Source organism: Kitasatospora sp. NPDC022785, from assembly GCF_055561295.1.
Window position 1 is genome coordinate 151,365 of record NZ_JBVHHB010000006.1, and the last position, 11,345, is coordinate 162,709.

At 73.8% G+C, this 11,345-nt stretch carries 10 protein-coding genes; 2 read left to right on the top strand and 8 right to left on the bottom strand.

Features of this window, described 5'->3' with window-relative positions:
• Positions 1-2 precede the first annotated feature (2 nt).
• The 3 genes from ACZ3YO_RS12560 to ACZ3YO_RS12570 are packed head-to-tail and all read right to left on the bottom strand — an operon-like array spanning position 3 to position 5,046.
• Positions 3-2,471: an ABC transporter ATP-binding protein/permease gene (locus ACZ3YO_RS12560; protein ID WP_465568458.1), complete on the bottom strand. Its 2,469-nt coding sequence runs from the start codon at positions 2,469-2,471 to the stop codon at positions 3-5.
• Complete coding sequence (locus ACZ3YO_RS12565; protein WP_465547382.1) at positions 2,468-3,469, bottom strand: ABC transporter permease; 1,002 nt, start codon at positions 3,467-3,469, stop codon at positions 2,468-2,470. Before ACZ3YO_RS12565 ends, ACZ3YO_RS12560 begins: the two co-directional genes overlap by 4 nt.
• Positions 3,466-5,046 carry an ABC transporter substrate-binding protein gene (locus ACZ3YO_RS12570; protein WP_465568462.1) on the bottom strand — a complete coding sequence of 527 codons (1,581 nt, stop codon included), beginning with the start codon at positions 5,044-5,046 and terminating at the stop codon, positions 3,466-3,468. The genes ACZ3YO_RS12565 and ACZ3YO_RS12570 overlap by 4 nt, the downstream gene beginning before the upstream one ends.
• Positions 5,047-5,250: 204 nt before the next feature.
• Between ACZ3YO_RS12570 and ACZ3YO_RS12575 the strand changes: the two genes are divergently transcribed.
• Both ACZ3YO_RS12575 and ACZ3YO_RS12580 read left to right on the top strand, forming a co-directional pair.
• Positions 5,251-5,967, top strand: a complete 717-nt coding sequence (locus tag ACZ3YO_RS12575; protein WP_465568465.1) for a PIG-L deacetylase family protein — start codon at positions 5,251-5,253, stop codon at positions 5,965-5,967.
• 112 nt (positions 5,968-6,079) lie between these two features.
• Positions 6,080-6,457: a VOC family protein gene (locus tag ACZ3YO_RS12580; RefSeq protein WP_465568468.1), complete on the top strand. Its 378-nt coding sequence runs from the start codon at positions 6,080-6,082 to the stop codon at positions 6,455-6,457.
• A 104-nt stretch (positions 6,458-6,561) separates the two neighbouring features.
• Here ACZ3YO_RS12580 and ACZ3YO_RS12585 read toward each other — a convergent pair whose 3' ends face one another.
• The 5 genes from ACZ3YO_RS12585 to ACZ3YO_RS12605 form a co-directional block, all read right to left on the bottom strand.
• On the bottom strand, positions 6,562-7,827 hold the full coding sequence (locus ACZ3YO_RS12585; protein WP_465568471.1) for a cytochrome P450: 1,266 nt from the start codon (positions 7,825-7,827) through the stop codon (positions 6,562-6,564).
• Between the two features lie 291 nt (positions 7,828-8,118).
• Positions 8,119-9,315 (bottom strand): cytochrome P450, encoded by a 1,197-nt coding sequence (locus ACZ3YO_RS12590; protein ID WP_465568474.1) that lies wholly within the window; start codon positions 9,313-9,315, stop codon positions 8,119-8,121.
• 141 nt (positions 9,316-9,456) lie between these two features.
• Positions 9,457-9,855, bottom strand: coding sequence for a DUF3224 domain-containing protein (locus tag ACZ3YO_RS12595; protein ID WP_331742042.1), 399 nt, complete (start codon positions 9,853-9,855; stop codon positions 9,457-9,459).
• A gap of 41 nt (positions 9,856-9,896) precedes the next feature.
• The gene (locus ACZ3YO_RS12600; protein ID WP_331742040.1) at positions 9,897-10,310 is read right to left on the bottom strand and encodes a nuclear transport factor 2 family protein; all 414 of its coding nucleotides are present in this window, start codon (positions 10,308-10,310) and stop codon (positions 9,897-9,899) included.
• A 122-nt stretch (positions 10,311-10,432) separates the two neighbouring features.
• Complete coding sequence (locus ACZ3YO_RS12605; RefSeq protein ID WP_465568478.1) at positions 10,433-11,182, bottom strand: thioesterase II family protein; 750 nt, start codon at positions 11,180-11,182, stop codon at positions 10,433-10,435.
• Positions 11,183-11,345 lie beyond the last annotated feature (163 nt).

Below are 11,345 nucleotides of genomic sequence, written 5' to 3' on the forward strand. Positions count from 1 at the left end.
CGTCAGAGCGGCCCCGCCCCCGAAAGGTGGCGCAGCCGGCCGTCGGCCACCTGCGCGAGGCTCCCGCCGATCCGCTCCACGACCAGGCGGTCGTGCGTGACCACCACCAGCGCCACCCCGAGGTCCCGGCACAGCTCGTCGAGCAGCTCGAGGACCGCCAGTGCGGTCGTCCGGTCGAGCGCGCTGGTGATCTCGTCACACAGCAGGACCTCCGGGCTTGCCGCCAACGCCCTTGCCAGAGCCACGCGCTGGCGCTCACCGCCGGACAGTGCGGCCGGCCTGCGGTCCAGGTGCCCGGCGCCCAGGCCGACCCGCTCGACCAGGGCCAGGGTCCGCGCCCGGACCTGATCGGGCGGCACCAGGGCGAACTGGCGCAGCGGGCGGCCGACGATCCCCGCCACGCTGTGACGGGGGTTCAGCGAGTCGTACGGGTTCTGCGGGACGAGCTGGAGCAGCCGGCGTTGGAGCGGGGTGCGGCCGCCCACCTCCTTGGCCAGGACGTGGCCGGCCAGGCGCACTTCGCCGGCCGCCGGTGTCACCAGCCCGGTGATCGCCCGCAGCAGGGTGCTCTTGCCGCTGCCCGAGGCGCCCACGATGCAGAGCCGGCCGCCGGCCGGGACGCTCAGCGAGGCGTCGGCCAGGATCCGTCCGGCGCCGGGGCGCTCGACCCGCAGCCCTGCGACGGAGAGCGGCGCGGCAGGGTCCGCCTCCGCCGTGGGCGGGGCGCCCGGCGGCGCGGCCGCCACGGCCGCCGTGGCGGCCGGTTCGGGCTCGGCGGCCAGTGCGGCGTCGGGCGGGCCGGAGCGCAGGATCCGCCCGCCGCCCATCACCACGACGGTGTCCGCGGCCTGGGCGACCGCGTCGAGGTCGTGGGAGACGAGCAGGACGGCGGTGTCCTTCTTGCGGCACAGGGCGACCACCTCCATGACCAGGCGGGCCGTGTTCTCCGGGTCGAGGGCGCTGGTCGGCTCGTCCAGCACCAGCAGCCGGGGCTCGCGGGCCAGGGCGACGGCGATCGACAGCCGCTGGAGCTGGCCGCCGGACAGCTGGTGCGGCCGGCGGGCCAGGAACGCCGGGTCGTCGGGCAGGCCGAGGGCGCGCAGCGCGGCCCTGGCGCGTTCCAGCCGCTCGGCGGGCGGGACGTCCAGGGTGCGCAGCTGCTCGCCGATCTGGTCGGCGACCTTGAGGTTGGGCGGCAGTGCGGTGCGCGGGTCCTGGGCGACGTAGGCGACGCTGCGGGCCCGCAGGCGGGAGAGTTCGCGCCGGCTCAGGCCGTCCAGGGTGGTGCCGAAGAGCCGGGTGGTGCCGGCGGTGCGTTCCAGGCCCGGATTGGTGTGGCCGAGCAGGGCGAGTGCGGTGCTGGTCTTGCCGCTGCCGGAGTCGCCGATGAGCGCGACGACGGTGGCGGCGGGGACGGTGAGGTCGACGCCGTGGACGGTCTCGCGTCCGGTGGCGGTGGCCTCCAGACGCAGGCCCCGCACGGTCGCCGCACCGTCCGGCGCCACACCCGCACCGTCCGGTGCCGCGCCCGGTCCGGGCAGCGCCACGGCGCGCGGGCCGGCCGCAGGGCCCGCCGGGCGCGGCCGCCGCGGGCCCCGGCCGGCTCGCCGGCGGCGCGCGGTGTCGGCCGGGCCGAGGGTGTCGGCGAGGCGGCCCACCGTCAGCAGCAGGGCGAGCAGCAGGGCCGCCGGGGCCAGCACGGCCAGCGGCTGGAGGGTGAGGCCGCCCTGGTTCTCCATGATCATCAGCCCCCAGTCGGGGGTGGGCGGCTGGGCGCCCAGACCGAGGAAGCCGGCGGTCGCGACCGCGTAGGCGGTGCCGGCGAAGCGGACGCTGGCGTCGGCGGCCAGGGTGCGGACCAGGTTGGGGAACACCTCCCGGGCCAGGATCGAGGGCGTCGACTCACCACGGGCCAGGGCCACTTCGACGTAGTCGTGGGCCAGGGCCTGGGTGGTGGCGGCCCGGACGATACGGGTGATGTCCGGCACCATCACCGCGACCACCGCGATGGCGACGCCGACCAGTCCGGGCCCGGTGCCGGTCGCGATGACCGCGATCAGCACCAGCGGCGGAAGGCCCATCAGGACGTCGGCGCCCCGCATCACGAGGGTCGCGGTCAGGCCGCCGCGGTAGGCCGCGAGCATGCCGGCCGCCACCCCGACGAGGTAGGCGACCAGCAGCACGGCGACGGAGAGCAGGATGAGCGTGCGCCCGCCGGAGAGCACCCGGCTGAGGACGTCCGCGCCCAGGTGGTCGGTGCCGAGCGGGGCGTCGGCGCTGCTCGGGGCGAACGGCATGCCGACACCGACCCGCGGGTCCTTGGGCGCCAGCCACGGGCCGCAGAGGGTCAGCAGCACCAGCACGGCGAGCACCACCGCCGCGACCGGCCGCCGCCGGGCCGGCCCGGTCGGGCCCGGGGCGGGCGCGACGGGCGCCGGTGGTTCGGTGACCGGGGTGGAAGCGAGGGTCACAGCACGATCCTCCTCGAATGGTCGAGCGCCATGCCGAGCACGTCGCCGAGCAGGTTCGCCACCACCGTCACCAGCGCGATCAGCAGGGCGACGGCCTGCACGGTCGGCACGTCACGCCCCGCCGACGCCTGGATCAGGACGGACGCGATCCCCGGGAAGCCGAACAGCGTCTCGGCCACCAGCGCCCCGCCGACCAGCAGCGACAGGTAGCGCGCCAGCAGCGGGATCACCGGCGGGATGGCGGCGGGCAGGACGTAGCGCAGCACCACCCGGTGCTCGGGCACGCCGTTGAGCCGTGCGGTGGCGACGGCGTCGCCTCCGGCCACCTCCACCACCCCGCTGCGCACCAGCCGGGCGTTGTGCGCCAGGCAGCCGGCCAGCAGGGTGGCCACCGGCAGGACCAGGACCTCGGGTCTGCTCAGCAGCCCCTGGCCGGGCCTGATCAGCGAGACCGCCGGCAACAGGTCCAGTTCGACGGCGAGGACCAGCACCAGGACGCTGCCCATCACGAACTCGGGCACCGCCAGCAGGGTCAGGGTGGCCGCCGAGATCAGCCGGTCGGCGAGGCCGCCGGAGCGCAGCCCGGCCCAGACGCCCAGGCCGACGGCGAGCGGCACCAGCAGGGCGAGCGTCACCCCGGCGAGGACCAGCGAGTTGCCGGCCCGGTCCCCGACCACGTCCGCGACCGGGCTGCCGGACACGTAGGAGGTGCCGAGGTCGCCGTGCAGGACGGTCAGCAGCCAGTCGCCGTAGCGCACCAGCGCGGGCCGGTCCAGGCCGAGTTCGGCGCGGCGGGCGGCCACCTGGGCCGGGTCCGCGTCCGGCCCCAGGGAGGCGGCGGCCGCGTCACCGGGAGCCGCGTCGGTGGCGACGAAGACGATCGCCGAGACGGCGAGCAGCACCAGGACACCGGTGAACAGCCGCCGGAGCAGGAGGGACCTCAGCGACCCCCGGCCGGTGCCGGGGGTCGCCGGGGCCTTGAGAGCGGTGTCGGTCATGCCAGGTATGCGTCTCGGAAGCTCGGGAACGTCGGGTAGCCCAGCGACTTGACGCCGTGCACCTGCGGGGTGGCGGCGGCCAGGACCGGCGCCTTCGCCCAGACGAGGTCGCCGCCCTCCTCGTGGAGGTAGTGCTGGATGTCGGCCAGCGCGGTCTTGCGCTGCTCCTCGGTGACCGCCGAGCGGACCTTGGTGACCAGGTCGTCCGCCTTCGGGCCGGCGACGCCGGTGAAGGGCAGCAGGGCGTCGGAGCCGTAGAAGAACAGCACGTCCAGCGGCAGCGGTCGCGGCTTGCGGTTGGCGGACTGGAACTTGGCGCCGATGAAGACCTTCGGGTCGGCGAAGAAGTCGCCGGCCGGCACCTTGTCGAGGCCGATGGTGATCCCGGCCTTCTTCGCCTGCTCGGCCAGCACCGCGGCGCCCTCGGCCAGCCCGTACTCGTAGTCGCTGGTGCGGATGGTCAGCGAGAGGTTGTCCACGCCGGCGTCCTTGAGCAGCTTCTTGGCGCGCTCCGGGTCGTACTGGCGCTGCGGGAGGTCCTGCGCGTAGTCCGGCAGGTACTTGCCGAAGAGGTCGTTGCCCACCTCGCCGAAGCCGAGCGTGACCCGCTCGACCATCTGGTCGCGGTCCACCCCGTACTTGAGCGCCTGCGCCACCCGCGCGTCGGTGAACGGGTCCTGGCTTCGCTTGAGCATCGCACCGAAGTTGGGCCACTCCCACTTGGGCGGGGTGAGCAACTGCAGGGCGGTGTTGGCGCGTTCGGCCTTGCCCGCGACCAGCGAGATGCTCGCCGCGTAGTCGACCTGGCCGGCCTTGAGCGCGTTGAGCCGGGCCGCGCCGTCGGCGATGGAGACGAGTTCGAGCTCGTCGAGGTAGGGGCCGGCGCTGCCCCAGTAGTCGGGGTTGCGCTTGAGCGTGGCGCCCTGGCCGACCTTGTGCTGCTGCAGGATGAAGGGACCGCTGCCGGGAACAGCCGAGAAGTCGGTCGTCCCGGCCGGGACGACGAAGATGCCCTGCGTGAACACCTGGTCGAGGAAGCCGTGCGGGCGCTTCATCACCAGGACGGCGGTGAGCTCGTCCTTGCGCCGAGTCTTGGCGAGGTCGACGTCGGCCAGCAGGGGCGCCTGGTTGGCCTTGGTGTCGACGTAGGTCTGGAGCGTGAAGAGGACGTCCTCGATGGTGAGCTTGCGGCCGTCGGTGAACTTGACGCCGCTGCGCACGCGCAGCGTCCACTCGGTGCCGTCGGCGTTGGGCGTCATGCTCTCGGCGAGCTGCATCTCGATCTTGCCCTCGGCGTCGACGACGCAGAGCTCGTCGTAGATCGCCCGCGCCCGCACGTAGTCGATCGGGGTGTTGGCGGCCTTCAGCACGTTCGCGGTCTCGTTGCTGCCGCCGATGAAGGCGGCGCGCAGCTTGCCGCCGCGCTTGGGGCTCGGCGGCGCCGTGGCGTCCGCGGCCGGGGCCTTGGCGTCCGATCCGCAGGCGGTCAGCAGTCCCACCCCCGCGGTGCCCGCCGTGATGCCGGCAGCCGCCCTCAAGAGGGCTCGTCTCGACACTGTGAGCCGTTGGTCCGCCATGGTTCCTCCTAGTTCGCGTGCCTGCGCTGGGCCGTGCGCGCGAGGAAGGTATCCACTTCAAATCCCCAAGATCTGCGCAGCATTGAGCATCGGAGATGCCCAGGTGAAGGCCCGGTACGAACCAAACGGACCACACGGTCCGCCGGATCCGGGCGCTCACTTCGGAGCAGACCGGCCCCGGCCACGCGTGCTTGTCTGCGCCTCATGACGAACCAGCTGCAGGAGATGCCGGCCGACTTCGACCGGGTGCTGTGCGTGGTCGCCCACCCCGACGACATGGAGTTCGGCGGGGCGGGCGCGGTGGCCGCGTGGACCGCGGCGGGCAAGCAGGTGGGTTACCTGCTGCTGACCCACGGCGAGGCGGGGATCGACGGGATGGAGCCGGCGAAGGCGGCCCGGGTGCGGGAGGAGGAGCAGCGGCGCAGTGCGCGGATCGTGGGCGTGGCGGAGGTCGAGTTCCTGGACCATCCGGACGGTGTCCTGGAGTACGGCCCGGCACTGCGCCGGGACATCGCGGCGGCGATCCGCCGGCACCGGCCGGATCTGGTGGTCGGCTACAACCACCGGGACACCACCCACACCCGCCGCTGGAACACCCCCGACCACCGCAACGCCGGGCGGGCGCTGCTGGACGCGGTGGGCGACGCGGGCAACCGGTGGATCTTCCCCGAGGCCGGCGAGCCGTGGGGCGGCGTGCGGTACGTCGCCATGGTGGGCTCCCCCGAGCCGACCCACGCGGTGGACGTGAGCGGCACGGTGGACCAGGCGGTGGCGTCGCTGGAGGCGCACGAGGCCTACCTGGCGGCGCTCGGCGGCGGGCGTCCGGTGGACGTGCGCGCGCCGCTGACCGGCCTGTACCAGTCCACCGGCGAGCGGTTCGGCGGGCGGCTCTCGATCGCGTTCGAGCTCGTGGTGGGCTGAGGGCCGCCCACCTCCCGCCCGGGCCGCCGCCCGGCCGCACCGCTCGGAACTCGTCCCGCCGATGCGCAACTTTGGCCAGGCGGCGCGGGCCCGGATCCGTAGGGTTCCGGGCATGGCTGCTATCCCCTATGTCAAGTACGAGGACGTCGCGCGCGCGCTCGACTGGCTGACCGAGGCGTTCGGGTTCACCGAGCAGCAACGGTTCGCCCACCCCGACGGCCCGGTGTTCCACGCGGAGATGCTCACGCCGGCCGGCGACCCGGTCTACCTGGCCGGCCCGGGCGGGGACTACCGCTCCCCCGCCACCACGGGCCAGCGCAGCGCGATGGTGTCGGTGGACACCGACGACGTCGACGCCCGGTTCAAGCGGGCCGAGGCGGCCGGCGCCACGCTGGTCTTCCCGCCCACCGACACCCCGCAGGGCATGCGGGTCTTCAAGGTCGAGGACCACGAGGGCCACGAGTGGTTCTTCAGTCAGAAGCTCAGCTGACGGCACGGAAGGGTGCGGGAAGCCGCGAGCGGGCCGGGGGGGACCTCCCGGCCCGCTCGTCCGTCGTGCCAGGGCCGCCGGGGACCTGCCCCGGCGGCGGCGCGTCACCAGGTGACCGGCAGGGCCTCCAGGCTGTGGATCACCATGTTGCGCTTCCACGGCAGTTCGCTCTCGGGGCCGGCCAGCCGCAGCCCGGGGAACCGCCGGATCAGCGTGTTGATGCCGATCTGCATCTCCAGCCGGGCGAGTTGGGCGCCGACGCAGTGGTGGATGCCGTGCCCGAAGGTGGTGTGCGAGCCCGGGCGGCGGGTGATGTCGAAGGTGTCCGGGTCCTCCCAGACCTGGGCGTCGCGGTTGGCCGAGTTGGTGACGGCGATGACGCCCTCGCCGGCCCGGATCAGTACGCTGCCCATCTTGACGTCCTCGGTGGCGACCCGCATCAGGCCGCCCGCCGCACCACCGGGGATGTAGCGCAGGAGCTCCTCGACGGCGTCGCCGATCCGCTGCGGCTCGGCCCGCAGCAGCGCCAGCTGCTCGGGGTTGCGCAGCAGGACCAGGACGGCGTTGGCGAGGCGGTTGGCGGTGGTCTCGTACCCGGCCACGATGAGTCCGCCGGCGAAGGAGACGAGTTCGCGTTCGCTGAGGCGGTCGTCGTTGTCGCGGGCGGCGATCAGGACGCCGAGCAGGTCGTCGGCGGGGGCGGCGCGGCGCTCCTGCACCATGGCCGCCAGGTAGCCGATGAGGGCCTGGCGGGCGGCGACGGCCTCCTGGAGCTGGTCGGGCGCGGTCTTGAACATCTGGTCGGACCACTGCCGGAACAGGGGCTGGTCCTGGCGCGGCACGCCGAGCAGGTCGCCGATGGTCATGATCGGCAGTGGTGCGGACAGGGCGGAGACCACGTCCCCGCCCGGGCCGCCCTGCTCCATGGTGTCCAGCAGCTCGTCCACGGTCCGCTGGATGCCGGGGCGCATGGCCTCGATGCGGCGCACGGTGAAGGCCGGGGCCACGAGCTTGCGCAGCCGGGTGTGGTCGGGCGCGTCCTTGCTGACGATGGAGTCCGGGTCGCCCTCGACGCCCGGCATGAACTGCGGTGCGCCGGGTCTGGTGGCTGCCTGGCGGCTGAAGCGCGGGTCGCTGAAGACGGTGCGGACGTCCTCGTAGCGGGTCACGATCCAGGCGGGGTCGCCGCTGGGCAGGGTGACCGGGCAAGCCGTCTGTTCGGTCCGCAGGCGGGCGTACTCGGGCGAGGGGTCCAGTGCGGAGGTGATCGGGAACGGGAACGGGCACCGCTCGGCGGTGTCCACGAGCTCCGCGGTGTCGATGGGGCCGGCGGTGTCGGCGGGGTGGTCTTCGGGCTGCGGCCGGGTCACTCCGGCTCCTTTCGGTCCGCGGGGGCCCGGGCGCTCGGTGCGCCCGGGCCCGCCGGTGGTCAGTGGTTCGGTGCTCGGTGCCGGTGGTGCGGTGCTGCTGGTTCGGTGCCGGCAGGTGGTCGGTGGTGGGCTACGCGGTGGTCGGGGGCCCGGTGGTCGGGTGCCCGGTGGTCCGGCGCTCGGAGGTCCGGCGCTCGGAGGTCCGGCGCTCGGAGGTCCGGCGCTCGGAGGATGTCGGTGATCAGGGACGGGTGGCCGGCGGGCAGGGACGGGTGGCCGGCGGGCAGCCGTTCACCAGGTGACGGGCAGCGCGTGGACGCCGTGCACGAACATGTCGCTGCGGAACGGCACGTCGTCCAGCGGCACGGCCAGTCGCAGCGTCGGGACCCGGGCGAACAGCGTGGACCAGAGCACCTGGAGCTGGAGCCGGGCCAGCAGCTGGCCCAGGCACTGGTGCAGGCCGTAGCCGAAGCCGAGGTGCTCGGCCGCCTCCGGGCGGGTGATGTCCAGCCGGTCCGGGTCGGGGAACACGCGCTCGTCGCGGTTGGCCGAGGAGAGCACCACGACCACGCCCTCACCGGCCCGGACGGTCTTCCCGGCGACCTCGACGTCCTCGGTCGCCACGCGGCGCAGCCCGTAGTCGATGACCGTCTGGTGGCGCAGCAGTTCCTCGACGGCGCCGGGCACGCGGGCCGGGTCCTTCACGAGTTCCGCGAGCTGCTCGGGGTGCTGGAGCAGGACGAGGGTGCCGACGCCGATCTGGTTGGCGATGGTCTCGAACCCGGCGATCATCAGCAGGGTGGCGATGCCGACGAGTTCGTCGTGGGTGATGCCGTCCTCGTCGAGCCGGGCGGCGGCCCGCCCGAGCAGGTCGTCGGTGGGTTCGGCGGTCTTCTCGCGGACCAGCCGGTCCAGGTACTCGCGCAGTTCGTCGCGGACCACCTGACGGCGGGCCGGCGGCGCGCTCTGGTCGCCGATGACCTGGGTGCACTCCTGGAAGAACGCGCGGTCCCGGTAGGGGACGCCGAGGAGTTCGCAGATCACCAGGGTGGGCAGCGGGAGGGCGATCGTCTGGACCAGGTCGGCGGTGCCGCCGCCGGACAGCATGGTGTCGACGAGCTCGTCCACGATGCCCTGGACGGCGGGGCGCAGCTCCTCCAGGCGCTTCTTGCGGAACTCGCCGACGATGGTGCGGCGCAGCCGGGTGTGGTCGGGCGGGTCCATCCGGATGAACGTGCCCGGGCCGGGCGGGCGGACGGTCATCCGGGCGGGGAAGCCGTCGCGGGAGAAGTCGGAGCTGAAGCGGTCGTCGGCCAGGACGGCGCAGGCGTCGGCGTGGCCGGTGACCAGCCACACGTCGCTGCCGTCGAAGTCCAGGGTGGAGCGGTGGAGCGGCTGTTCCGCCCGTAACCGCGGGTAGACGGGGGCGGGGTCGAGCGGGCAGGTGCGGGGCACCGGGTACGACGACGGCTCGGTCGGGGCGTCCAAGGGGCGTGTCCTCCTCGTCCAACGGGGCGGCTGCCGGGCGGGATTGCCCGGCAGCCATCCTGGTCGTCGGCGCTCGGAGGGTCTGCTCAGTATTGTGCTGGCCGGCAGATCACGGAGAACGCGGATCAGCCCGGGGGTGGATCAGCCGAGGTCGTACTCCAGCCGGTACCGGGCGTTGCCGGCCTCCTCGTGGGTGGCGGTGAAGCCGCCGCTGCCGGTCAGACCGGTCAGCTCGCCCGTGCCGGAGCCCGGGACGACCGTCCAGGTCACCTCGGCGGTGGTGCCGGTCAGTTCACCGGTGTGCTGGAGTACGAAGCTGCCCGAGCGCCCGCCCAGCCGGCCGGAGACCTGCTCCAGGCCGACGAAGGTGGTGGAGTCGTCGCTCCGGTAGAACATCACGTACTCCTGGACGCCCTGGCCCTCGATGTCGCCGGTGTAGGAGTACTCGACGGCCGAGCGGGTCAGCTTGCGCCCGTCGGTCTCCGTGATGTCCTGTTCGTCCCAGCTCTTGAGGGCGCGGGTCCCGGTGGCGTTGCTCATCCTGTGTCCTTCTCGGAGAGGGTCGGCAAGGTGGCGCGATGTCACGCGGAGGCGGCACCGCCCGGCTCACCAGCATGCCCTGATTCGGCCTGGGCCGCGAACCAGTCGCGCATTCCGCCCTCGATTCCGGCGACCTGACGCCAGATCAGGCCATCCTTCAACACGTACGCGCCGAAGCCGAGTTCACGTTCGCCCCGGACGCTCATGAGGGCGCGCATGAAGAGGGTGTCGCCGGTGTGGGTGTACTCCAGCAGCCGCTCGTACTTGGCCTGGATGTCCATGTAGCGGCTGAAGGTCTCGCGGATCTCCTTGTGACCGGTGAGGATGCCCTGGAACCGGACCACCACGGCGTCGGGGTGGTAGGTCTCCATGAGCGCGTCGATGTCCTTGTTGTCCAGGCAGTCGATCTGGCGGACGAAGAGCGGGTGGCAGCCGGAGAGGTCGAGCTCTTCCATGGTGTTCTCCTTCTGGGTGTGCCGCGCGGGTGCGCGGGGCGGAGCGGGACGGTCCGGGACGGGCCCGGTCCGGGGTCGGGGGTCGGGGGTCGGGGCCCGGGAGTCAGGTCGTGGACCGGGGGTCAGGTCGGGGCGGGGACGCCGAGGAGCTCGCGGATCAGGGCAAGCAGCTCGCCCGGTTCCTCCTTCAGGTAGAAGTGGCCGCCGTCCACCACCCGCAGGTCGAAGCCTCCCCGGGTGGTGTCCCGCCAGCCGGCCATCTCGTCCGGGTCGACCTCGGGGTCCGAGCGCCCTACGACGGCGGAGACCGGGCAGGCCAGCAGGCCGCCGGGCAGCGGCGTGTACGTCTCGTTCACCTCGAAGTCGGCCCGCAGGCCGGGGGCGAACGCGTTGAGCAGCCCGGGGTGGGCGAGCACCTCGGCCGGGGTGCCGCCCATGCCGGCGACGGCCGCGGTGAACTGGTCCTGCGGCAGGTCGTGCAGCCGCGCCCGGCGGGACGGCAGGTGCGGGGCCCGGCGGGCCGAGACGACCAGGTGGCGCGGTTCTCCCCAGCCGCGGGCCGCGAACTCCCGGGCCGCCTCGTACGCGAGGACCGCCCCCAGGCTGTGCCCGAACAGCGCGAACGGCCGGTCCAGCGACGGCAGAAGGCCGTCGCACATCGGACCGATGATATCCGTCATCCGGCGAAACGGCTGTTCCCTCGCGCGGGCTTCCCGGCCCGGCAGGAGGATCGGCCGGATGTCCACGTCCTGGCCGAACTCCCGTTGCCAGGAACGGAACAGGGTCGGTCCGCCGCCGGCGTGGGCGAAGCAGAACAGGCGCAGCCCGGCGTCCGGCGCGCCCGGCGCCGCCGCGGTCCAGCGTCCGGTCATCGGTCCTCAGCTCCTCTCGCCCGGCCGGTCCGCCGGCACGGCCGGCCGGCTGCCGGTGTCGGTGTCGGCGTCGGTTTCGGTGTCGGCGTCGGTGTCCCTGCTGTGCGGCCGCCCGAGGGACCGTTCAGGCGGTCTCCCCCGGCCCCGGGGGCGGGTGCGCCGC

Coding starts and splice junctions, on each gene's coding strand:
- ACZ3YO_RS12565 (WP_465547382.1), bottom strand. CDS start 3,469: ATGACCGACACCGCTCTCAAGGCCCCGGCGACCCCCGGCACCGGCCGG.
- ACZ3YO_RS12570 (WP_465568462.1), bottom strand. CDS start 5,046: ATGGCGGACCAACGGCTCACAGTGTCGAGACGAGCCCTCTTGAGGGCG.
- ACZ3YO_RS12575 (WP_465568465.1), top strand. CDS start 5,251: ATGACGAACCAGCTGCAGGAGATGCCGGCCGACTTCGACCGGGTGCTG.
- ACZ3YO_RS12580 (WP_465568468.1), top strand. CDS start 6,080: ATGGCTGCTATCCCCTATGTCAAGTACGAGGACGTCGCGCGCGCGCTC.
- ACZ3YO_RS12595 (WP_331742042.1), bottom strand. CDS start 9,855: ATGAGCAACGCCACCGGGACCCGCGCCCTCAAGAGCTGGGACGAACAG.
- ACZ3YO_RS12600 (WP_331742040.1), bottom strand. CDS start 10,310: ATGGAAGAGCTCGACCTCTCCGGCTGCCACCCGCTCTTCGTCCGCCAG.
- ACZ3YO_RS12605 (WP_465568478.1), bottom strand. CDS start 11,182: ATGACCGGACGCTGGACCGCGGCGGCGCCGGGCGCGCCGGACGCCGGG.